The sequence below is a fragment of the Sphaerisporangium sp. NPDC004334 genome (assembly GCF_053602655.1).
The window spans coordinates 28,348-50,058 of record NZ_JBSGDZ010000016.1 but is presented as its reverse complement, the minus strand read 5'-3'; the positions used below and the strand labels follow the sequence as shown (position 1 = coordinate 50,058).

At 72.2% G+C, this 21,711-nt stretch carries 18 protein-coding genes; 2 read left to right on the top strand and 16 right to left on the bottom strand.

All coding sequences use genetic code 11. The features are described 5' to 3' along the window. Nucleotides 1-62 precede the first annotated feature (62 nt). The 14 genes from ACWEN6_RS21820 to hisI all read right to left on the bottom strand — a co-directional run bounded on the left by ACWEN6_RS21820 (nucleotide 63) and on the right by hisI (nucleotide 16,203). Nucleotides 63-1,547 (bottom strand): glutamate synthase subunit beta, encoded by a 1,485-nt coding sequence (locus ACWEN6_RS21820; RefSeq protein WP_452572261.1) that lies wholly within the window; start codon nucleotides 1,545-1,547, stop codon nucleotides 63-65. Nucleotides 1,548-1,561: 14 nt separating this feature from the next. Then, entirely contained in the window at nucleotides 1,562-6,076 is a 4,515-nt protein-coding gene (gene gltB / locus ACWEN6_RS21815) for a glutamate synthase large subunit (RefSeq protein ID WP_452572259.1), read from the bottom strand. A gap of 379 nt (nucleotides 6,077-6,455) precedes the next feature. After that, the gene (locus ACWEN6_RS21810; protein ID WP_452572257.1) at nucleotides 6,456-7,106 is read right to left on the bottom strand and encodes a hypothetical protein; all 651 of its coding nucleotides are present in this window, start codon (nucleotides 7,104-7,106) and stop codon (nucleotides 6,456-6,458) included. Between the two features lie 11 nt (nucleotides 7,107-7,117). Continuing rightward, on the bottom strand, nucleotides 7,118-7,930 hold the full coding sequence (locus ACWEN6_RS21805; protein ID WP_452572255.1) for a hypothetical protein: 813 nt from the start codon (nucleotides 7,928-7,930) through the stop codon (nucleotides 7,118-7,120). Between the two features lie 70 nt (nucleotides 7,931-8,000). Next, nucleotides 8,001-9,182 (bottom strand): prolipoprotein diacylglyceryl transferase, encoded by a 1,182-nt coding sequence (gene lgt / locus ACWEN6_RS21800; RefSeq protein WP_452572253.1) that lies wholly within the window; start codon nucleotides 9,180-9,182, stop codon nucleotides 8,001-8,003. Between the two features lie 26 nt (nucleotides 9,183-9,208). After that, on the bottom strand, nucleotides 9,209-9,958 hold the full coding sequence (locus ACWEN6_RS21795) for a DsbA family protein (RefSeq protein ID WP_452572250.1): 750 nt from the start codon (nucleotides 9,956-9,958) through the stop codon (nucleotides 9,209-9,211). Further along, nucleotides 9,958-10,548: a MauE/DoxX family redox-associated membrane protein gene (locus ACWEN6_RS21790; protein WP_452572248.1), complete on the bottom strand. Its 591-nt coding sequence runs from the start codon at nucleotides 10,546-10,548 to the stop codon at nucleotides 9,958-9,960. The genes ACWEN6_RS21795 and ACWEN6_RS21790 overlap by 1 nt, the downstream gene beginning before the upstream one ends. 455 nt (nucleotides 10,549-11,003) lie before the next feature. After that, nucleotides 11,004-11,798, bottom strand: a complete 795-nt coding sequence (gene trpA / locus ACWEN6_RS21785) for a tryptophan synthase subunit alpha (protein ID WP_452572246.1) — start codon at nucleotides 11,796-11,798, stop codon at nucleotides 11,004-11,006. 33 nt (nucleotides 11,799-11,831) lie between these two features. Further along, nucleotides 11,832-13,052 (bottom strand): tryptophan synthase subunit beta, encoded by a 1,221-nt coding sequence (gene trpB, locus ACWEN6_RS21780; protein WP_452572538.1) that lies wholly within the window; start codon nucleotides 13,050-13,052, stop codon nucleotides 11,832-11,834. Between the two features lie 20 nt (nucleotides 13,053-13,072). Continuing rightward, nucleotides 13,073-13,897, bottom strand: a complete 825-nt coding sequence (trpC, locus tag ACWEN6_RS21775) for an indole-3-glycerol phosphate synthase TrpC (RefSeq protein ID WP_354846028.1) — start codon at nucleotides 13,895-13,897, stop codon at nucleotides 13,073-13,075. A gap of 184 nt (nucleotides 13,898-14,081) precedes the next feature. Then, nucleotides 14,082-14,519, bottom strand: a complete 438-nt coding sequence (locus ACWEN6_RS21770) for a DUF2752 domain-containing protein (RefSeq protein WP_354846025.1) — start codon at nucleotides 14,517-14,519, stop codon at nucleotides 14,082-14,084. Then, nucleotides 14,519-15,049 carry a CD225/dispanin family protein gene (locus ACWEN6_RS21765; protein ID WP_354846022.1) on the bottom strand — a complete coding sequence of 177 codons (531 nt, stop codon included), beginning with the start codon at nucleotides 15,047-15,049 and terminating at the stop codon, nucleotides 14,519-14,521. Before ACWEN6_RS21765 ends, ACWEN6_RS21770 begins: the two co-directional genes overlap by 1 nt. A 117-nt stretch (nucleotides 15,050-15,166) precedes the next feature. Next, a complete protein-coding gene (locus tag ACWEN6_RS21760) occupies nucleotides 15,167-15,856 on the bottom strand; it encodes a TIGR02234 family membrane protein (RefSeq protein ID WP_452572244.1) in 690 nt (229 codons plus the stop codon). Further along, nucleotides 15,853-16,203, bottom strand: coding sequence for a phosphoribosyl-AMP cyclohydrolase (gene hisI, locus ACWEN6_RS21755; RefSeq protein ID WP_354846016.1), 351 nt, complete (start codon nucleotides 16,201-16,203; stop codon nucleotides 15,853-15,855). The genes ACWEN6_RS21760 and hisI overlap by 4 nt, the downstream gene beginning before the upstream one ends. 172 nt (nucleotides 16,204-16,375) lie before the next feature. Here hisI and ACWEN6_RS21750 point away from each other — a divergent pair, with 172 nt between their 5' ends. Then, the gene (locus ACWEN6_RS21750; RefSeq protein WP_354918777.1) at nucleotides 16,376-17,224 is read left to right on the top strand and encodes a helix-turn-helix domain-containing protein; all 849 of its coding nucleotides are present in this window, start codon (nucleotides 16,376-16,378) and stop codon (nucleotides 17,222-17,224) included. A 120-nt stretch (nucleotides 17,225-17,344) separates the two neighbouring features. Further along, entirely contained in the window at nucleotides 17,345-17,650 is a 306-nt protein-coding gene (locus tag ACWEN6_RS21745) for a hypothetical protein (RefSeq protein ID WP_452572242.1), read from the top strand. Between the two features lie 116 nt (nucleotides 17,651-17,766). Here ACWEN6_RS21745 and ACWEN6_RS21740 read toward each other — a convergent pair whose 3' ends face one another. Both ACWEN6_RS21740 and ACWEN6_RS21735 read right to left on the bottom strand, forming a co-directional pair. Then, entirely contained in the window at nucleotides 17,767-19,590 is a 1,824-nt protein-coding gene (locus ACWEN6_RS21740; protein ID WP_452572240.1) for an ABC transporter ATP-binding protein, read from the bottom strand. Further along, nucleotides 19,587-21,371, bottom strand: a complete 1,785-nt coding sequence (locus ACWEN6_RS21735; RefSeq protein ID WP_452572536.1) for an ABC transporter ATP-binding protein — start codon at nucleotides 21,369-21,371, stop codon at nucleotides 19,587-19,589. The genes ACWEN6_RS21740 and ACWEN6_RS21735 overlap by 4 nt, the downstream gene beginning before the upstream one ends. Nucleotides 21,372-21,711 lie beyond the last annotated feature (340 nt).

Genomic DNA, 21,711 nt, shown 5'->3' with positions numbered 1-21,711 from the left:
ACTACAAAAAGGACGGCGCCCCGAATCGGGGGACGCCGTCCTTCAGGCCGTCCTTCAGAGCGTCACACCAGCGGCCGGGCCGTCGGCGGGATCGCGACGGGCAGCGCCGTCCGGCCGCTCAGGAAGCGGTCGGCCGCGGCGGCCGCCGAGCGGCCCTCCGCGATCGCCCACACGATGAGCGACTGCCCCCGGCCCATGTCACCGGCGACGAAGACGCCCTCCACGCCCGACATGTAGGACTTGTCGCGCGCGACGTTGCCCCGGGCGTCGAAGAACGCGTCCGGGTCGGCGGACAGGGCCGCCAGATCGGTGAGCAGAGCCCCCTTCTCGGGACCGAGGAAGCCCATCGCCAGCGTCACCAGCTCGGCCGGGATCTCCCGCTCGGTGCCGGGGATCGGCCGGAACCCGCTCGCCGGGCCCTCGACGTCCACCAGCCGCAGGGCCTTCACCCGTCCCTGCTCGTCGGCGACGAACTCGGTGGTCGAGACGGCGTACACCCGCGCGCCGCCCTCGGCCTCCAGCTCCTCGTGGGCGCTCTCCATCTTGAACAGCATCGGGTAGGTCGGCCACGGCTGGGAGTCCGGCCGCAGCTCCGGCGGCTTCGGCATGATCTCCAGCTGGGTGACCGACAGCGCGCCCTGGCGCACCGCCGTGCCGATGCAGTCGGCGCCGGTGTCGCCGCCGCCGATCACCACGACGTGCTTGCCCTCGGCCGACACCGGCGAGGCGGGCAGGTCGCCCTCCTGCACCTTGTTGGACAGGGGCAGGTACTCCATCGCCTGGTAGATGCCCTCGTACTCGCGGCCTGTCACCGGCAGGTCGCGCCAGGCGGTGGCGCCGCCCGCCAGGACGACGGCGTCGAACTCCTCGCGCAGCCGCTCGGCGGTGACGTCCACGCCCACGTTCACGCCGGCGCGGAAGTCGGTGCCCTCGGCGCGCATCTGCGAAAGGCGCCGGTCGATGTGCCGCTTCTCCATCTTGAACTCGGGGATGCCGTACCGCAGCAGGCCGCCGACACGGTCGGCCCGTTCGAAGACCACCACGTCGTGACCGGCGCGGGTGAGCTGCTGGGCGGCGGCGAGCCCGGCCGGGCCGGAGCCGACGACGGCGACCCGCTTGCCGGTCTTGGCCGACGGCGGCTGCGGCGTCACCCAGCCCTCGTCGAAGGCCCGGTCGATGATCTCCACCTCGACCCGCTTGATCGCCACCGGGTCCGCGTTGATGCCGAGGACGCACGCCGCCTCACACGGAGCCGGGCACAGGCGGCCGGTGAACTCCGGGAAGTTGTTGGTGGCGTGCAGCCGCTCGATCGCCTCGCGCCAGTCGTCGCGGTAGACCAGGTCGTTCCACTCGGGGATGAGGTTGCCGAGCGGGCAGCCGTTGTGGCAGAACGGGATGCCGCAGTCCATACAGCGGGCGGCCTGCCTGGTCAGGGCGGGCCGCGGGAAGTCCTCGTAGACCTCCCGCCAGTCGCGGATGCGGACGTCGACCGGGCGGCGCGCCGGCAGCTCACGCTCGTGCGTCAAAAACCCCTTGGGGTCGGCCATCGGTGAAACCTCCCTTAACCCTGTACGGCGGCCATGACCGCCTGGTCGATGTCCCTGCCCTCGGCGCGCGCGGCCTCCTGCGCCAGCAGGACCCGCTTGTAGTCCACCGGCATGATCTTGCCGAAGCGGGTGAGCGTGCCGTCCCAGTCGTCCAGCAGCGTCTTGGCGACCGTCGAGCCCGTCTCGGCGAGGTGGCGCTCGACGACGTCGCGCAGGAACTCCGAGTCCTCCTCGGTGAGCTCCTCGATGGCGACCATCTCGCGGTTGACCCGCTCGGCGTCGAGGTCGAGCACGTAGGCGATGCCGCCGGACATGCCGGCCGCGAAGTTGCGCCCCGTCGGGCCGAGCACGACCACCCGGCCGCCGGTCATGTACTCACAGCCGTGGTCGCCCACGCCCTCCACGACGGCGGTGGCGCCGGAGTTGCGCACGCAGAACCGCTCGCCGACGACGCCGCTGATGAACACCTCGCCGGAGGTCGCCCCGTACAGGCCGACGTTGCCGGCGATCACCTGGGTCTCGGCGCTGAACGGCGCGTCAGGGTGCGGGCGCACGGTCACCCGCCCGCCCGACAGCCCCTTGGCCAGGTAGTCGTTGGCGTCGCCGGTGAGCCGCAGGGTGACTCCCCTGGGCACGAAGGCCCCGAGGGAGTTGCCCGCCGAGCCGGTGAAGCTCACGTCGATGGTGTTGTCGGGCAGGCCGGCGCCGCCGTGCCGCTTGGTCACCTGGTGGCCGAGCATGGTGCCGACCGTGCGGTTGACGTTGCGGATGGGCAGCTCCAGCGTCACCCGCTCGCCGAACTGCAGCGCGCCCTCGGCGAGCTGGATCAGTGTGTTGTCCAGCGCCTTGTCCAGGCCGTGGTCCTGCTCGACCACGCGCCGCAGCGGCGTGCCCTCCGGCAGGGAAGGCACGTGCAGGATCGGCGACAGGTCCAGGCCCGCGGCCTTCCAGTGGTCCTCGGCGGCCGTGGTGTCCAGCATCTCGGCGTGGCCGACGGCCTCGTCGATCGAGCGGAAGCCGAGCGCCGCCAGGTACTCGCGGACCTCCTCGGCGATGAACTCGAAGAAGTTGACCACGAACTCGGGCTTGCCGGCGAACCGCTTGCGCAGCTCGGGGTTCTGGGTGGCGACGCCGACCGGGCAGGTGTCCAGGTGGCAGACGCGCATCATGACGCATCCGGAGACCACCAGCGGCGCGGTGGCGAAGCCGAACTCCTCGGCGCCGAGCAGCGCGGCGACCACCACGTCCCGGCCGGTCTTGAGCTGGCCGTCGGCCTGTACGACGATGCGGTCGCGAAGGCCGTTGAGCAGCAGCGTCTGCTGGGTCTCGGCCAGGCCGAGCTCCCAGGGGGCGCCCGCGTGCTTGATCGAGGTGAGCGGCGAGGCGCCGGTGCCGCCGTCGTGGCCGGAGATGAGCACCACGTCGGCGTGCGCCTTGCTGACCCCGGCCGCGACCGTCCCGACCCCGACCTCCGCGACGAGCTTCACGTGCACGCGCGCCGTGGGGTTGCTGTTCTTCAGGTCGTGGATGAGCTGGGCCAGGTCCTCGATGGAGTAGATGTCGTGGTGCGGCGGCGGCGAGATCAGGCCGACGCCCGGCGTGGAGTGCCGGGTCTTGGCGATCCACGGGTAGACCTTGTGGCCGGGCAACTGGCCGCCCTCGCCCGGCTTGGCGCCCTGGGCCATCTTGATCTGCAGGTCGTCGGCGTTGACCAGGTACTCGCTGGTCACGCCGAACCGGCCGGAGGCCACCTGCTTGATGGCGCTGCGGCGCGTCGCGTCGTACAGCCGCTCGGGGTCCTCGCCGCCCTCGCCGGTGTTGGACTTGGCGCCCAGCCGGTTCATCGCGATCGCGATGGTCTCGTGGGCCTCCTTGGAGATCGACCCGTAGGACATCGCGCCGGTGGAGAACCGCCGGACGATCGCCGAGACCGGCTCGACCTCCTCGATCGGCACCGGCGGGCGCACGCCCTCGCGCAACCTGAACAGCCCGCGCAGGGTCATGAGCTTCTCGGCCTGGGTGTCGACCAGCTCGGTGTACTGCTTGAAGATCTCGTACCGGCGGGTGCGGGTGGCGTGCTGGAGCCGGAAGACGGTGTCGGGGTTGAACAGATGCGGCTCGCCCTCGCGGCGCCACTGGTACTCCCCGCCGACCTCCAGGCGGCGGTGGGGGTTCTCGGCGCGCGGGTAGGCCCGCTGGTGGCGCAGCGCGGCCTCCTTGGCGAGCACGTCGAAGCCGACGCCGCCCAGCCGGGAGGTGGTGCCCGCGAAGCAGGCGTCGATGACCTCCTGGCTCAGCCCGAGCGCCTCGAAGATCTGCGCGCCGGTGTAGGAGGCGACCGTGGACACGCCCATCTTGGACATGATCTTCAGGACGCCCTTGCCGTACGCCTTGATCAGGTTGCGCACCGCGGCGCGCGGCTCCAAGGCCAGCGCCCCGGCGGCGATCAGGTCCTCGATGGTCTCGATCGCCAGGTACGGGTTGACCGCCGAGGCGCCGTAGCCGATGAGCAGCGCCATGTGGTGGGCCTCGCGGGCCTCTCCGGTCTCGACGACCAGGCCGACGCGGGTGCGCGACTTCTCGTGGATCAGGTGGTGGTGCACCGCGCCGGTGAGCAGCAGCGACGGGATCGGCGCCAGGCGGGCGTCGGAGCCGCGGTCCGACAGCACGATGGTGCGCGAGCCGTCCGCGATGGCCCGCGACACCTCGGCGCAGATCTCCTCGAGGCGGTGCAGCAGCGCCTCGCCGCCGCCCGCGACCTCGAACAGGCCGGAGACGACGTGCGGCTGGAAGCCGGGCAGCGCGCCCTCGTCGTTGATGTGGATGATCTTGGCGAGCTCGTCGTTGTCGACCACCGGGTAGGGCAGGACGAGCCGGCGGCAGGACGCCGGGTCCGGCGCGAGCAGGTTGCCCTCGGGGCCGATGGTCGTCTGCAGCGAGGTGACCAGCTCTTCGCGGATCGCGTCCAGCGGCGGGTTGGTGACCTGGGCGAACAACTGGCTGAAGTAGTCGAACAGCAGCCGGGGCTTCTCGCTCAGCACGGCGACCGGGCTGTCGGTGCCCATCGAGCCGATCGGCTCGGCGCCGGCCTTGGCCATCGGGGCCAGGATGACGCGCAGCTCCTCCTCGGTGTAACCGAAGGTCTGCTGGCGCTTGACCAGGGCCTCGTGGGTGACGATCGGGCGCTGGCGCTCGGGCAGCTCCTCGAAGCGGATCAGCCCGGCGTGCAGCCAGTCGCCGTAAGGGTGGGCGGCGGCCAGCTCGGCCTTGATCTCGTCGTCCTCGATGATCTTGCCGCGCGAGGTGTCGACCAGGAACATCTTGCCCGGCTGAAGGCGGCCCTTGCGCACGACTTTGGACGGCTCGATGTCCAGCACGCCGGCCTCCGAGGCCAGCACGACCAGGCCGTCGTCGGTCACCCAGAAGCGGCCCGGGCGCAGGCCGTTGCGGTCGAGGACCGCGCCGACCAGGGTGCCGTCGCTGAAGGTGATCGACGCGGGGCCGTCCCACGCCTCCATCGAGGTGGAGTGGTACTCGTAGAAGGCGCGCCGCGCCGGATCCATCTCGGTGTGGTTCTCCCACGCCTCGGGGATCATCATCAGCACCGCGTGCGGCAGGCTCCGGCCGCCCAGGTGCAGCAGCTCCAGGCACTCGTCGAAGGAGGCGGTGTCGGAGCCGTCGGGGTCGCAGATCGGGAACAGCCGCGTCAGGTCGCCGGGGATCAGGTCGGTGGCCAGCATCGCCTCGCGGGCCCGCATCCAGTTGCGGTTGCCCTTGACGGTGTTGATCTCACCGTTGTGCGCGACGTACCGGTAGGGGTGGGCCAGCGGCCACGACGGGAAGGTGTTGGTCGAGAACCGCGAGTGCACCAGGGCGATCGCGCTGACGAACCTCTCGTCGGACAGGTCGGGGAAGAACGGCTCGAGCTGCGGGGTGGTCAGCATGCCCTTGTAGACGATGGTGCGCGAGGACAGCGAGGGGAAGTAGACGTCCACCTCGTGCTCGGCCCGCTTGCGCAGGCAGAAGGCCAGCCGGTCCAGCTCCAGCCCGGACTCGCCGTTCGGAGAGGACACGAACAGCTGCCGGAAGGCCGGCATGACCGCGCGGGCGCTCGGCCCGGCGTGGGCGGTGTCGATCGGCACCTCGCGCCAGCCGTGGACGGTCAGGCCCTCCTCGGCGGCGATCTCCTCGATCATCCGGACGGCGGTCGCGCGGGCCTGCTCGTCCATCGGCAGGTAGGCGACGCCGGCGGCGTAGGAACCGGCCGGGGGAAGGGGGAAGTCCACCGCGTCACGGAGGAACGCGTCAGGTATTTGGGTGAGAATTCCCGCGCCGTCACCGGTGTCTGGTTCGCTACCCTTCGCCCCTCGGTGGTCCAGGTTGCAGAGTGCCGTCAGGGCCTTGGCGACGATGTCGTGGCTCCGGCGCCCGGCGACGTCCGCGACCATCGCCACACCACAGGCGTCGTGCTCCTGCGAGGGGTGATATAGGCCCTGGGGCTCGGGGAACCCGAGGCGGGCAGCAGGCATTGAATCCCTCCCGTCGTCTTCGTCTGCTTCGTCTTGATTGGCGATTGCAGGCAAGAGGGACGACGTTGGCCCTGCTGCTGTTAGGTGTGTAGAGACTACCGCACCCTGCCGGAATAGTGCCCACCCGGTGGGAATCGCGAACATTCACCATGTGGGGGCACTGCGATGTGCCCGCTGCCGTGCGTCCCCGGCCGCAGTGAAGGAACGCCGGAAAAATGGACGTTATTCCAGGTGAAGGCCCCGGTAAGGGTTCTGTAACCGGTCAGGCGAGAGTCAAGTTCCCTACGGTCCCCACTCCTTATACCACGCTCCACCCACCCCGCGCGCCCGGCCGCCCCTTCCCTCCCCCGCCCGGCCGCCGGCCGGTGCCCGGGGCGGGTCAGCCGCTCGCGGCCAGGACCCGGCTCTGCACGAAGCCGCCCAGCCCCTCCAGCGCCACCTGTGGCAGCGTCAGGTCGGCGCGGCCGGTGTCGCCGACCGGGCCCACCCAGTTGACCACGACGAAGTGCCCGAGCGCCCGCACCTCGGCCCTGCTGTGCCCGGCGTCGAACGAGGCGGGCTGGCCCGCGGCGAGCCGCAGGAACCCCTGGTCCGGCCGGGCGGCCAGCGCGTCCGCCAGCCGGTCCGCCGCGGCCGCGTCGGGCATGTCGAACACGGCGTACTGCCCGGACACCCCGCCGTCCGCGCCGGCGAAGCTCGCCCGCACCACCTGGGCGCACCCGGCCGCCGCCGCGGCCGGGCCGCTCCCCCACAGCGCCCGCGAGCAGTCGGCCGACACCGCGACCTGGCCGCGCCGCATGGTCACCCCCGAGGCCGAGAGGGCGGCGGCCTGCCCGAACACCTCGGCCTCGCTCAACGGGCGCGGATCGTCGCGCCGGCTCGCGATGGGGGCGTACAACGCGGAGGTGCGCTCGGCGCGGACCCTGCCGGGAACCGGCCCGGTCTCAGGCCGGGTGAGCAGGAACACCGCCGCTCCGGCCCCGGCCAGGACGGCCGCGACCGCCCCGGCGATCACCTTACGGCTGGGCATGGGCACGCACCCTACCCGGCCGGCGGCGGCGCGGTCGGGCCCGTGACGGCGACGACGCGACGGTAGATGGCCTTCTCGGCCGCCCGGGCGCCCAGGGCCAGCGAGACGAAGTCGTCCTTGGGCGTGGCCTCCTGGCCATCGGCCCGCCCGACCCAGACGAACCCGGCGTAGTGCCCCATCGCGTGGCCGCTGGCCTCGGAGTAGCCGTCCTGCGGGAACGCCGCCCCCTTGGACTCCAGCGGGCGCACCCAGCCGCCGCCCCGGTAGAGCGTGGTCATCTGCTGCACGAACCCGCCGGCCGCGGCGGCGTCGGCCATGTTGAACAACGTGTACTGGGCGACGTACCGGCGGTCGGCGCTGAGGTAGATGCCGCGCACGGCCTGGGTGCAGCCGGTCTGCCCGAGTTTCGCCAGCACGCCGCCGCCCCACACCGCGGGAGCGCAGGCGCCGTCGAGACGGCGGCCGGCGAGCTTGAGCGTCAGCGTCCCGCTGCGGACGGTCTTGACCGGGAAGACCTCCTCGGCGCGCAGCGGCGCCTGGTCGGCCTTGCGGTCGTCGATCGGCCCGAACAGCTTGGGCGAGGGCCAGGCCTGGTAGTCCTCCGGGCTGAGCAGCCCGATCGCGTCGGGCGCGGAGGACTCCTCGGCGGCCGGGGCCGACACGCCGAGGTTGCTCACGACGGCGGTCAGGCCGAAGCCGCCCACCAGCACCGCCACCACCGTGCCGGCGCCGAACAGGATGCGCTGCTGCCGCTGGGTCAGCCCGCGCTCGGACAGGGCGTCCACCTCGAACGAGGCGCGGCGCCGCTTGCTGCGCGTGCTCACTGGGCGCCGTCTCCCGCCGGACCGCTACCGGGCCCCATCTCGGCGTGCCCCCCCGAGAGGCCGCCATGGGTCATCGTGAATTCGCCTCCGACGCCGGTGCCACCGGGGCCGCCGCCGCGCCTTCGCCTTCCCGCGCCGCGTCACCGGACGCCACCGGCGCGCCCTCGGGGGCGTCGGCCGGTGAGGCCGCTTCGGCCCGCCCGCCCGGGGCCGGTGAAGTGACATCGGCCTGCTCGTCTGGAGCCGGTGAAGTGGCCTCGGCCCGCTCGCCGGCCGGAGGGTCGCCGGCCTCCGGCCCGTCCTTCGCGGGGGCCTCGCCCTCGGCCTGCTCCCCCGGCTCGGCGGAGGAGGACCCGCCGGCCGCGGAGGCGGCGGCGATCTCGTGGTCGTCCGCCTGCGCGGCGTCGTGCGCGGGATCGGCGCCGGCCCCGTGCAGCGGGACGACGATCTCCTCGGTGGTCTTGTTCCTGGTCAGGTAGAGGTAGACCAGGGCGCCGAGGAAGATGACGATGGAGGTCCACTGGTTGAGCCGCAGGCCGAGGATCTGGTGGGCCGGGTCGACCCGCATGCCTTCGATCCAGAAGCGGCCCAGGGTGTAGCCGGCGACGTACACCGCGAACAGCCGGGCGTGACGCAGCGCGTAGCGCCTGCCCGCCCACACCAGCACGCCGGCGAGGGCCAGGTCCCACAGCGACTCGTACAGGAAAGTGGGGTGGTAGGTCGACACCCCGGGGATCGTGCCGGGACGGCCCGGGTCGATCTCCAGCCCCCAGGGCAGGCTGGTCGGCCCGCCGAACAGCTCCTGGTTGAAGTAGTTGCCCCAGCGGCCGATGGCCTGCGCCACCGCGATGCCCGGTGCCACCGCGTCGGCGACCGCCGACAGCGAGATGCCCCGCCTGCGGCAGGCGATCCACACTCCGACCGCGCCGAGCGCGATGGCGCCCCAGATGCCGAGGCCGCCGTGCCAGATGTACAGCGCGTCGATCGGGCGGTTCGGGGCGTCGTCGGCGAAGTAGAGCTGCCAGTCGCTGATGACGTGGTAGAGCCGGCCGCCGACCAGGCCGAACGGAACGGCCCAGACGGCCAGGTCGGTGATGGTGCCGGGCTCGCCGCCGCGCGCGCGCCAGCGGCGCTCGCCGATCCATACGGCGGCGATGACGCCGAGCACGATGCAGAAAGCGTAGGCGCGCAGAGGGATCGGTCCGAGGTACCAGACCCCTTCTGGCGGGCTGGGAATGGAGGCCAGGGGCATGTCAGGTGACGTTACCGGTTCCAGGCCTACTTCGCGGCATCAAGGATGGTCTGACGCAGCGACGAGGGGCTGAAGGCGATCTTGTTGTCGATTTCCTTCCCGTCGAGCCGCAGCGTCGGGGTGCCCTCGAAGACCTTCGAGTCGATGATCTTCTTGTTGTAGTCGGCCTGGGTCTGGGCGTACTTCTGGGTCTTGACGCACTGCGCGAAGCCGGGGTCGGTGACACCGGCGTCCTTGCCCCAGGCGACCAGGTCGTCGAGCGCGAAGCCCTGCTTGGTCTCGGGCGGCTGCTCCTTGTAGATGCGGTCGTGGAAGGCCATCCACTGCCCGCCCCCGGGCACGCATCGGGCGGCCGCCGAGGCGCGCGTGGTGTTACCGAGCGTCGGCTCCTGGGTGAAGATGTTCACGACGTGGTAGACGACCTTGACCTGGCCGGCCGCCGCCATGTTCTTCACCGTGGCGCTGCTGGTCTGCTCGAACGCCTTGCACGCCGGGCACTGGAAGTCCTCGTAGATGTCGAGGACGGGCTTGGTGACGCCCGGCTTGGCCATGACCGTCGAGCCGTCGGCGGCCAGGCTGATCGGCGCGAGGTCGCCGCTGAGCGTCTCGGACCTGCCCGACTGGACGTACCACCAGCCGCCGCCGACCACGGCGAGCACCACGACCACCGAGGTGATGATGGTCGCCAGACGCCTGCGCTGCTGCTGGGCGCGCTCTTTCTCGCGCTGCGCCTTGATGCGCTCGCGGGCCGAGACCTCCCGCGCGGCCTTTCCCATCAGAGACTCTCCTTCATGTCGGGCCGGTGATCGTCGTCGGTCACGCGGCCTTCCCCGTCGTCCTCGCCGCTCTCGTCGGCGTCCTCGTCGTCGTCGCGGGCCGCCCTGGCCGGCACCAGCCCGAGGGCGGAGTCGAGCGAGAGGCGGCCCGGGGCGAACCGGATGATCCACACCCCCAGCAGGAACAGGCCGCCGTCTCTGAGGATCTCCCAGAAGTAGGAGGGACTCTGCCCGGCGGCCAGCTTGCCGCCGCCGCCGAAGCAGCCGCAGTCGATGCGCAGGCCGCGCGCCCACGCCGAGGCGATGCCGATCACGAAGGCCAGCATGAGCAGCGCGGACACCACGCCCGCCGCGCGCGTGAGCAGCCCGGCGACCAGCAGCACCCCGACGACGATCTCGACGATCGGCAGGCCGTAGCCCACCGCCGTGGCGACCTGCGCCGGCAGCAGCTCGTAGGCCTGCACCGCCTGGATCGACAGCGCCGGTGTGCCGATCTTGAGCCAGCCGGCGACGATCAGCACGACGGCGACCACCAGCCGCGCGAGCGTCGTCACCCAGGGTACCGCCGGGTGCGCGTTGAGCGACCTCATCGGCGCGGCCTTCCCGACCTCACCAGCATCATCGTCTCCTTATCCCCACGAGCCGACGCCCGGGACGGGTAACGCCGTGGACGCCCCGGGCGATCGGGGCCGGTCACGACGGCGCGCGACGGCCTTCCTCGCCGAAGGCTACCGGCTGACCAGCCCATCATGAGGCCGATAAGCACCCGGTAAGCAATCTTCGTCCGTAGACTGCCACACGGCCGTGAGCTCGGGAAACGGACGCATCGCCCTCGCTGGAGGACGAAAGACCCTTGCCCGGGCAGGCCCGGGCGAACCGACCACGCTCCCGCAAAGGATGAGCCGGTCATCTACTCCCCGGGCGAGCGAACGGTCAGACGTTCCAGGAGCGCATGAGCCGGTCAGACGTTGCACGAGCGAGCGAACCGGTCAGACGTTGCAGGAGCGAGCGAACCGGTCAAACGTTCTAGGAGCGGACGAGCCGGTCAGGCGCGGACGCCGGTGGCCAGCTCGGCCGCCAGCTCGCGCACCGACGCGAGGCCCGCGGCCTCGTCGGGGGCGTCCAGCAGCCGGCGGATGAACGCCGAACCCACGATGACACCGTCGGCGTAACCGGCCACCTCGGCGGCCTGCGCGCCGGTGCCGACGCCGAGACCCACGCACACGGGCAGGCCGGTGTGCGGACGGCAGCGCTTCACCAGGCCCTCGGCGGCGCTGCTCACGCTGGCGCGCGCGCCGGTGACGCCCATGAGCGAGGCGGCGTACACAAAGCCGGTGCAGCACTCGGTGACGGCCTTGATGCGCTCGTCGGGCGAGCTCGGCGCGACGAGGAAGACGGTGTCGATGCCGGCCGCCGCGCTGTACTCGCGCCAGGGCCCGGCCTCCTCGGGAGTGAGGTCGGGGGTGATGGTGCCGGTGCCGCCGACGTCGGCGAGCTCGCGGGCGAATCGCTCGGCGCCGTAGCGGTCGATCGGGTTCCAGTAGGTCATGACGAGCACCGCGGCACCGCTCTTGGCCACGCCTTCCACGGTGCGCATCACATCGGCGATGCGCGTGCCGTTGACGAGGGCGCGGTGCACGGCGTCCTGGATGGTGGGACCGTCCATCAGCGGGTCGGAGTAGGGCAGGCCGATCTCGATGACGTCACAGCCGGCCTCCACCATGGCGGTGGCCGCGGCGATGGCGCCGTCCTTGGTGGGGAAGCCGGCCGGGAGGTACCCGACGAGGGCGGCCCGCTTGTCGGCCCGCGCCTTCTCGAACACCGTCTGAAGAGTCGTCATGTCAGGATGTCCCGCTTACAGGTGTCTGGAGGCCTACAGGTCGAAGTACTTCATGGCGGTGCCCATGTCCTTGTCGCCGCGCCCGGAGAGGTTGACCAGGATGGTCGCCTCCGGGCCGAGCTCGCGGCCGAGCTTGACGACGCCCGCCAGGGCGTGCGCCGACTCGATGGCGGGGATGATGCCCTCGGTGCGCGCGAGCAGCGAGAAGGCCTCCATCGCCTCATCGTCGGTGATGCCGTGGTAAGTGGCGCGGCCGGTGTCCTTGAGCCAGGCGTGCTCGGGGCCGACGCCGGGGTAGTCCAGGCCCGCCGAAATGGAGTGGGACTCGATGGTCTGGCCCTCGTCGTCCTGCAGGACGTAGGTGCGCGAGCCGTGCAGGACGCCGATGGAGCCCTCGGTGAGGGTGCAGGCGTGCTCGCCCGACTCGACGCCGTGCCCCGCGGCCTCGTAGCCGTGCAGGGCGACGCCCTCGTCGCCGATGAAGGCGTGGAACAGGCCGATGGCGTTGGAGCCGCCGCCGACCGCCGCCGCCACGGCGTCGGGCAGGCGGCCGGTGAGGTCGAGCACCTGGCGGCGGGCCTCGACGCCGATGATGCGCGCGAAGTCGCGGACGATCTCGGGGAAGGGGTGGGGGCCGGCGACGGTGCCGAACAGGTAGTGGGTGTCGTCGACGTTGGTCACCCAGTCGCGGAAGGCCTCGTTGATGGCGTCCTTGAGGGTGCGGCTGCCGTTGGCGACCGGGACGACCCGGGCGCCGAGGAGCTTCATGCGGGCGACGTTGAGCGCCTGGCGCTCGCAGTCGACCTCGCCCATGTAGATGACGCACTCGAGGCCGAGCAGCGCGCAGGCGGTGGCGGTGGCGACGCCGTGCTGGCCGGCGCCGGTCTCGGCGATGACGCGGCTCTTGCCGAGGCGCTTGGTGAGCAGGGCCTGGCCGAGCACATTGTTGATCTTGTGGGCGCCGGTGTGCGTGAGGTCCTCGCGCTTGAGCAGCACGCGGGCGCCGCCGGCCACCTCGCCGAACCGCTTGACCTCGGTGATCGTGGTCGGCCGCCCGGCGTAGGTGCGCAGCAGGTGGTCGAACTCGGCGATGAACCCGGGGTCGTTCTTGGCCTCGGCGTAGACCTTGGCGACCTCGTCGAGGGCCGGGATCAGCGCCTCGGGCACGAACCGGCCGCCGAAGACGCCGAAGCGCCCCCGGGTGTCGGGGTCGTCGCCGGCCACGCCGCCGCCCACGAGGTCGGCGGCGGTGATGATGGGACCTTCTGCGATGGTCACTGCTGCCTCTCGGGTCCGTTGTCGAGTCGCGATGCGGGGTGCGCTCCGGCGGTGACCAGGTCGACCACGGCGGCACGGGGGTCCTTGCCGGTGACCAGGCTCTCGCCGACGAGCACGGCGTCGGCGCCGGCGCGGGCGTAGGCCAGCAGGTCGTGCGGGCCGCGCACGCCGGACTCGGCGATCTTGATGACGCCGTCCGGGATCTTGGGCGCGATCCGGGCGAAGACGTCGCGGTCGACCTCCAGGGTCTTGAGGTTCCGCGCGTTCACTCCGACGATCTTGGCACCGGCTTCCAGCGCCCGGTCGAGCTCGTCTTCAGTATGCACCTCGACGAGCGGCGCCAGGCCGATCGACTCGGCCCTTTCGATCAAAGAGACCAGGGCGTTCTGCTCGAGGGCGGCCACGATCAGCAGCGCGAGGTCGGCGCCGTGCGCCCGGGCCTCCCACAACTGGTAGGAGCTGACCACGAAGTCCTTGCGCAGGACCGGGATGTCCACCGCCGCGCGGACCGCGGCGAGGTCGTCCAGGCTGCCGCCGAAGCGGCGGCCCTCGGTCAGCACGCTGATGACGTGCGCCCCGCCCGCCTCGTAGTCGCCGGCCAGCGCCGCGGGGTCGGCGATCGCGGCCAGGGCCCCCTTGGAAGGGCTGGACCGCTTGACCTCGGCGATGACGGAGACCTTGTCGCCGCCCAGCGCGGCGTAGGCGTCCCTGGTGGCGGGCGCGCGCTGGGCCCGTTCTTTGAGCTCCGCCAGCGACACGGCCTGCTGCCGGTCGGCGAGGTCGGCCCGCACGCCGTCCAGGATCTCGTCGAGCACGCTCACTTGATCTCCTCGCTTGGCTCGCTCACCCGTACCGGGTCCCTCCGTCGCTGTACCCCCGGGCCGAGGACGGCCTCGCCCCGATCGGCTGATCGGCTCGGAGGCCCGCTTCCTCTCCCGACCTTGCCCTGCCGATGGTATCGGGCTTACCGCCGTCGCCTCGCCACAGGGTGGCGATCGTGAAGCGTCATGGCGCGAGGAACCTGCCGAAAGGCAGATTCCGCACGATCCAGTAGACGATCACCAGCGCGAGGAACGCCCAGATGTAGGCCGGGTGGGCGAGCGTCGTGCGGACCGGCCGCCCCTGCCAGGTGCGCAGAGCCCACCGCCCCCACCAGAACAGCAGAAAAGGGACGGTCGCCACGGCCAGCGGGTTGAGCCCGAGGGCCGCCACGACGTCGCCGTGCGCTAGGGCGTGGATGGTGCGCAGTGTGCCGCAACCGGGGCAGTACAGCCCGGTGATGAACAGGAAGGGGCAGGTCGGGTAGTGGCCGGCCTGGTTGGGGTCGACCATGCCCACGTAGGTGAACACCGCCCCCGTGAGCGCCGCGGCGCCGAAGGGCGCGAGCATGGACCGCAGGCGGCCCGTGCCGCGCCTCCCGGTGTGTTCCGCGTGCGTCGTCATCAGTAGTTGTAGCCGTGGGTGCTCGCGGTGCTGAAGACCACGGCCAGCAGCAGGAAGTACCCGACGATCACGACGACGTCGACGACGATGCCCCAGATGAGGGCCCGCTTCCACCAGGTCTTCGCCTCTTCGGAGGCGGCGATGGCCCCCTGGTAGTCGCCGACGGCCCACTTGGAGTTGACCTGGGACGACTTGACGATCGAGACGATGCCGAAGGGCAGGCAGCAGAACAGGGTGGTGAGGATCGCCGGGACCAGGTGGTTGTCCGGCGCGGGCGGCCCGCCTCCGTAGGGGCCCTGCCCGTAACCGCCCTGGGGCGGCGGGTACCCGCCCTGCTGACCGTAGCCCTGCTGCCCGTACCCCTGCTGGCCGTATCCGCCCTGCTGGCCGTATCCCCCGCCTTGCTGTCCGTACCCCGGCTGCTGCTGCCCGTAGCCGCCGTCCTGCTGGCCGTACCCCCCGGAGGGCTGGCCACCGGGCTGCTGAGGGTCGTACCCCTCAGGATTGCCCGGCTGATTCCCGTAGCTCATGGAAGGCTCCTGTGAGTGAAATCGCGTATTGCGCTGCGGCAGCATAGCGACGACCGGTGACGCGCATGGGCGTTGTTCCGCTTTGTGGACAACTTGTCATATTGCGGGGACATCAGGTCAGCCCTGCCGCCCGCCCGGCCCCTCGCCCTCGGTCGGATCGACGCCCTGGTCGAGCGCGTCCCACAGCGACCGCTCGGACCGCTCGGACCTGGCCGGACGCTCTCCACGCTCTCCACGCTCTCCACGGGCGGCGCCTTCCGGGTGAGGGCCCCGCCGCTCGTACCGCTCGGACATGGCGGGCCAGCGGCCGCCGCGCGCCACCGCGACCGCGCCGGCCGCGACGAGCGCCAGGCCCCCCGCGGCGGCGGCGATCGGCCACGCGGGCATGGCGGACACCGCCGTCTCGGCCAGGCCGGTCAGCGTGCCGCGCGTCCCTGCGACCTCCACCGCGCGGGAAGGGGAGGCCCCCTGCCCGGCGGCCAGGGCGGCCGCCGCGCCGAGCAGGGCGATGAGGGCGCCGACGACCCTGCGCCACAGGCCGCGGGTGGCGAGCACGGCGACCACCGCGGCCAGGCAGGCCAGGGCGAGCGGGCTCAGGACGGGCGCCAGGTCTCCGCCGGACAGGGCGACCGTGCCGGAACGGGTGGCGCCGGGAGCGGGCGGGTAGGCGACCTCGGCCCAGATGCGCCCGGAGGCGAGCAGGATGAGCGCCGCTCCCAGGACGCCGGCCGCCACCCAGGCCAGCAGCCCGCGGCGGGTGCCGCCGCGCGCCGCGCCGGCACGGACGGGGGCCGCGGGCGGGGTCACTGGGGCTCCTGGACCCGCAGCACGTCGGCGTCGAAGCAGGTGCGGTCGCCGGTGTGGCAGGCCGCCCCCACCTGGTCGACCTGGAGCAGGATGGTGTCGCCGTCGCAGTCGAGGGCCACGTGCCTGACGTGCTGGACGTGGCCGGAGGTCTCGCCCTTGACCCAGTAGGAGCGGCGGCTGCGCGACCAGTAGGTCGCCCGGCCGGTGGTGAGCGTGCGGTGCAGCGCCTCGTCGTCCATCCAGGCCAGCATCAGCACCTCCCCGGTGCCGTGCTGCTGGACCACCGCGGGCACCAGCCCGTCCGCCGTGCGCTTGAGGCGGTCGGCGATCTTCTGCTCAAGAGGCATGGGGCAATTCTGCCGCAACCCCCCACAGGGGCAGGTCACCGCAGGGGTATGCCGCGCCGGCCGGCCGTGCCGAGCAACATCACGCAACATGGGGGAACCACGCGCGGCGTTCACGCTACGGTCGTCGAGTCGGCGACGTCACCCGGTCCACGCTCCGGAGAGGTGGCCTCCCATGCCTCCCCCGCGCATCACCGAAGCCAAGGGAATCCTCGCCGCGCGGCTGCGCGAGATCCGCAGCGAGGCCGGCATGACCGGGCGGCTCCTGGCCTCCCAGGCGGGCTGGCACTACTCCAAGGTGTCCAAGATCGAGAACGCGGCGCAGATGCCCAACGAGACCGACATCCGGGTCTGGTGCCGGATATGCGACGCCGAGGAGTACGTGGTGGACCTGATCGCCGCCGTTCGCAACATCGACTCCATGTACACCGAGTGGCGGCGCCTCGAGTCCACCGGGCTGCGCCATGTGCAGGAGTCCTTCCAGCCGCTCTACCGCGACACCCAGCAGTTCCGGGTCTTCCAGCACTCCGCGGTCCCCGGCCTGCTGCAGACCCCCGGCTACGCCCGCGCGCACCTGCGGGCGGTCATCGACTTCCGCGGCATTCCCGACGACCTGGACGACGCGGTGGCGGCGCGGCTGGCGCAGCAGCAGGTGCTGTCGGCCGGCGGCAAGCGCTTCATGTTCATCGTCGGCGAGCAGGCGCTGCGCACCCGGGTGTGCGGGGTCGAGGGCATGCTGGAGCAGCTCGACCGGCTGGCGGGGCTGACGGCCAACACCCCGCAGCTCAGCTTCGGCGTCATCCCCGCCACCGCCCGCCCGGCGATCCTGCCGCCGGAGAACTTCTGGATCTACGACGCCACGCAGGTCAGGGTGGACACCATCCCCGGCCAGTACCGCATCAAGATCCCCAGCGACGTCGCCCTGTACGAAAGGGCCTTCGCCCGCCTGTCCGAGACGGCCGTCTACGGCCAGGCCGCGCGCGAGCTGGTCCAGGCGGAGGCGGAACGCCTGCGAGGAACATGAAGCAACATCGTTGAACCGCCCGCCGGTGGTCGCCTAGCGTCACCAGGGACGCACTCCGTGGCGACGCGGGGCACGCCCCCGTCTCGCACGTTCACCTCCGCCCGGACGGAGATCACGCCCATGGCGACCGCGGACAAGGTGATGAGCGCCGCTACGGCGGCCGACCACCTCAGACGGCTCGGCGACCTGCTGCGCGCGCGCGGCCTGCACGTGCGCGTCGGGGTGACCCGCGGCGGGGTGCCCCAGCTCATCGTGGTCAGCACCTCGGTGCCCACGTTCTCGGAGGTCATCTTCGCGGCCCGGGCCGAGGAGAGCTGGTGGTTCTGGTGGGCCTGGGCCGAGCGCATCGCCCCCGTGGACGACCCCCAGACGGCGGCCACGCACGTCTGTCAGGCCCTGCGCCCGGCCCCCCGCCACGACCGCTGAGACCGCGGCGGCACGCCAGGCGAGCCGCCGGGATCACCCGAAGGTCACCGCCGGGCCGGTGAGGCGGTGAGACCGCTGAGGTCGCCCGGAGGCGGCGCGGCGAGCCGCGTCCGGGGTCAGGAGGTGCGGGCTGCGGAGGTCCAGGAGGCGTACAGGTCGGCGTAGACGCCGTCCTGGCGCACCAGCTCGGCGTGCGGGCCGCGCTGGACGATGCGCCCGTGCTCGAACACCAGCACCTCGTCCGCCGCCTCGGCGGTGGACAGGCGGTGGGCGATCGACACGGCCGTGCGGCCACGGGTGACGCCGTCGAGCGCGCGGGCCAGCCGCACCTCCGTCGCCGGGTCCACCGCGGAGGTGGCCTCGTCCAGCAGCAGCAGGTCGGGGTCGGCCAGGTAGGCCCGGGCCAGGGCGACGAGCTGGCGTTCCCCGGCCGACAGCGACTCGCCGCGCTGGCCGACCGAGGTGGCGAGGCCCGCGGGCAGGCCCTCCAGCCAGTCGGTCAGGCCCAGTTCGGTGATGGCCAGGGCGATGTCGGCGTCGGTGGCCGAGGGGCGGCCGTAGCGGATGTTGTCGGCGAGCGTGCCGTCGAACAGGAACCCGTCCTGCGGAACCATGACGATGCGCTCGCGCAGCGAGGAGAACCGCACCTTGCGCAGGTCCGCGCCGTCGACCAGGATGCGCCCGGAGGTCGGGTCCATGAGCCGGGTGAGCAGCTTGGCGAAGGTCGTCTTGCCCGAGCCGGTCTCCCCCACGACCGCGACGCGCGTGCGGGGCCCGATCTCGACCGACACCTCGTGCAGCACCTGCGGGCCGTCGGGGTAGTGGAAGCCGACGTCCTGGAAGGACACCGTGATGGGGCCGCGCGGCAGGACCGCGCCCTTGTCCGCGGGGTCGGCGACGTCCGCGGGGGTGTCCAGCACACCGAGCACCCGCCGCCAGCCGGCGACGGCGTTCTGCGCGTCGTTGAGCACCTCGGTCGCCGTCTGCAGCGGGCTGATGAACAGCGTGATCAGGAACAGGAACGCGACCAGCCGCCCGGCGGAGATGGTGCCGCCCACTCCGAGGTGAACGCCGAGCAGGACCACTCCGGCGATCGCCACCGCGCCCACCAGCTCGGTGGCCGGGAAGGTGAAGGCGATGATCTTCTGCGCGCGGGTCTGCGCCCGCTGGTGCAGGCCGACGGCGTCGTCGATGCGGCGCGCGGTGCGCTCCTCCGACCCGTACGCCCGGATCACCGCGCTGCCCACCACCGACTCGCTGACCGCCGCCAGCATGTCGCCGGTGCGCTCGCGGACCTGGGTGTAGGCGCGGGCCACCAGCTTCTGGAACCGCGGCAGCGCGACGGCCATCGGCAGGAAGCAGCCCCAGACGACCAGCGCGAGCTGCCAGGAGTACAGGGCCATCATCACGCTCGCGATGAGCAGCTGGCCCACCGAGATGATGACCATGAGGCCACCCCACTGCATGAACGTGCTGATCTGGTCCACGTCGCTGGTGACCCTGGAGACCAGCGCGCCGCGCCGCTCGGTGTTCTGGGTCAGCACCGACAGGTCGTGGACGTGCCGGAACGCCTTGCCCCGCAGCGAGGCCAGCCCCGACTCGGTCGAGCGGTAGAGCCGCACGTTCATCAGGTAGCCGCACAGGGCGGTCAGCAGCACCGCGACGGCGCAGAGCAGGACGGCCTCGGTGATGAACGGCATGTCCGGTGACGTGGTGTCCTTCAGGCCGCGGTCGATGACCTGCTGTACCGCGAAGGGGACGATCACCTTGCCGAGCGTGGCGAGCACCGCCAGCAGCAGCGTGACCGGCAGCCCGGTGCGGAACTCCGGCGACAGCGCGAGGCCGCGCCGCAGCGTCGCCAGGGCCGAGCGCTCCTCCATGCGCAGCGCGCCGCCCGCCTTCACGGCGGCGGCGCCGCGTTCTTCGACCTGCGTCGTCATGCCACGATCTCCTCGCCGGCGTCCAGCGCCGCGCGCTCGGCCTCTTCACGTTCGTACGCGGTGACCACGTTGCGATAGCCCTCGCAGCGGGCCAGCAGCTCGTCATGGGGGCCGCGGTCGACCACGCGCCCCTGTTCCAGGTAGACCACCTCGTCGGCCAGCGCGATCGTCGCCATGCGGTAGGCGACCACGATCACCGTGGAGTCGGGAGACCCGTCCCGCAGGCCGAACAGGATGCGGCCCTCGACCTGCGCGTCCACGCTGGAGGTGGCGTCGTCCAGGATGAGCAGCCGGGGTGTCCTGACCAGGGCCCGGGCCAGCGCCAGGCGCTGCCGCTGCCCGCCCGACAGGGTCGCGCCGCGCTCGCCGATGCGGGTGTCCAGGCTCTTGGGCAGGGCGCTGACGAAGCCCTCGGCCTGCGCCAGGCGCAGCGCCGCCCACACCTTCTCGTCCGGCACGTCCTCCTGCGAGCCCAGGGTCAGGTTGCCGCGGACGGTGTCGTCGAACAGGAACGTCTGCTGCGGCACCAGGGCCGCGGCGGTGCTCACCTCGCCGCGGGCGACCTCGCGCAGGTCCACCCCGTCGATGAGCACCCGGCCCTCGTCGGGGTCGACGAGGCGGACCAGCAGCTGGGTCAGCGTCGACTTGCCCGACCCGGTGGGGCCGACGAGCGCCACCGTCCGGCCCGGCCTGACCTCGAAGCCCACGTCCGACAGCACGGGCGCGCCCGGCACGTAGGCGAAGCTGAGGTCGCGCACCTCGATGCGCGCCGGGCCGGCCTCGGCCAGGCGCGCCTGGCCGAACTCCATCGACCCGGACGCGTTCAGCACGTCCTGCACCCGCCGCCAGCCGACGACGCTGCGCGGCAGCTCGGCGAGCACCCAGCCGAGCGCGCGGATCGGGAAGGCGAGCAGCGTGAACAGGTAGGAGATCTGGATGAGCTCTCCGGAGGAGACGTCCCCCGCGGCCAGGCGGACCGAGCCGAACAGCAGCACCGCCAGCACGCCCAAGGTGGGCAGCGCCTCCAGCAGCGGGTCGAACAGGCCGCGGATGCGGCCCACGGCGATGTTGGCGTCGCGCAGCCGGTCGGCCGTGGCCTGGAACCGCGCCGCCTCGGTGTCCTCCCGGCCGAGGGTTTTGACGACGAGCGCCCCCTCGAAGCTCTCGTGCGCGATCTCGCTGACCTCGGCGCGCAGTTGCTGTGCCCGCATCACCAGCGGGGAGAGTCTGCGCTGGTAGACCAGGTTCAGCACGGCGATGGCCGGGAAGATCAGGAAGCCGACCAGGGCGAGCACCGGGTCGACGACCAGGATGGCGACGGCCGCGGTGACCAGCATCACCACGACGCCGACGGCCATCGGCAGCGGCGCGAGCGGCGCCCAGGCGGCCTCGACGTCGGAACTGGCGTTGGACAGCAGCTGGCCGGTCGGGTGACGGTGGTGCCAGGCCAGCGGGAGCCGCAGGTACTGGCGGGTCACCTCGCGCCGCGAGCGGGCCTGCATCCGGTACTGCATGATGCCGGCCAGCACCCTGCGGCCGATCACCCCCGCCGCCTTGAGCACCGCCACGCCGACGATCAGCAGCGCCGCGGTGACCAGGGTGCCGGTGACCGCGTGCCCCGACCGGAAGGCCGGCAGCACGGCGTTCTCGGTCGCCCAGCCCAGCGCCCACGAGGAGGCGACGGTCATCGCGCCGTAGAGCGAGCTGCTCAGCACGGCGCCGATGAAGATGCGCGGCTCACCCCGGATGGCGTGGCCGATGACACCGAACCCCTGGCGCATGACGGTCGGACTGTGATCGCGCTCGCTCGGCACGCGGGGGATCCTCTCGATGGGGGACGAGACCTGGCGGGCCGGCCGGAGCTCGCCGGGGGAACCGGTCCGCCACAATCCCTATCATCCGCGGCAACTCATTTATTCCCACCCCTACGTCCCAACTCGGGCATCACCCCTGGGTGGCCCGACCAGCGGGCACGGGCCTCGTCTGGGCTGATCGGCCTACCTTGGACGTCCCCCAGGGCCGGCCGATCAGCGGGGCACGGGGCTTGTCAGAGCTGATCGCCCCACCGTCACCTCGGAGCGGGCCGATCAGCGGGCACGGGCCTCGTCAAGGGTGACCGCC

Bases quoted from the DNA above. Each gene is read 5' to 3' on its own strand.
- ACWEN6_RS21820 (WP_452572261.1), bottom strand. From the start codon at position 1,547: ATGGCCGACCCCAAGGGGTTTTTGACGCACGAGCGTGAGCTGCCGGCG.
- gltB (WP_452572259.1), bottom strand. From the start codon at position 6,076: ATGCCTGCTGCCCGCCTCGGGTTCCCCGAGCCCCAGGGCCTATATCAC.
- ACWEN6_RS21810 (WP_452572257.1), bottom strand. From the start codon at position 7,106: ATGCCCAGCCGTAAGGTGATCGCCGGGGCGGTCGCGGCCGTCCTGGCC.
- lgt (WP_452572253.1), bottom strand. From the start codon at position 9,182: ATGCCCCTGGCCTCCATTCCCAGCCCGCCAGAAGGGGTCTGGTACCTC.
- ACWEN6_RS21795 (WP_452572250.1), bottom strand. From the start codon at position 9,958: ATGGGAAAGGCCGCGCGGGAGGTCTCGGCCCGCGAGCGCATCAAGGCG.
- ACWEN6_RS21790 (WP_452572248.1), bottom strand. From the start codon at position 10,548: ATGAGGTCGCTCAACGCGCACCCGGCGGTACCCTGGGTGACGACGCTC.
- trpA (WP_452572246.1), bottom strand. From the start codon at position 11,798: ATGACGACTCTTCAGACGGTGTTCGAGAAGGCGCGGGCCGACAAGCGG.
- ACWEN6_RS21770 (WP_354846025.1), bottom strand. From the start codon at position 14,519: ATGACGACGCACGCGGAACACACCGGGAGGCGCGGCACGGGCCGCCTG.
- ACWEN6_RS21765 (WP_354846022.1), bottom strand. From the start codon at position 15,049: ATGAGCTACGGGAATCAGCCGGGCAATCCTGAGGGGTACGACCCTCAG.
- hisI (WP_354846016.1), bottom strand. From the start codon at position 16,203: ATGCCTCTTGAGCAGAAGATCGCCGACCGCCTCAAGCGCACGGCGGAC.
- ACWEN6_RS21750 (WP_354918777.1), top strand. From the start codon at position 16,376: ATGCCTCCCCCGCGCATCACCGAAGCCAAGGGAATCCTCGCCGCGCGG.
- ACWEN6_RS21745 (WP_452572242.1), top strand. From the start codon at position 17,345: ATGGCGACCGCGGACAAGGTGATGAGCGCCGCTACGGCGGCCGACCAC.
- ACWEN6_RS21740 (WP_452572240.1), bottom strand. From the start codon at position 19,590: ATGACGACGCAGGTCGAAGAACGCGGCGCCGCCGCCGTGAAGGCGGGC.
- ACWEN6_RS21735 (WP_452572536.1), bottom strand. From the start codon at position 21,371: ATGCGCCAGGGGTTCGGTGTCATCGGCCACGCCATCCGGGGTGAGCCG.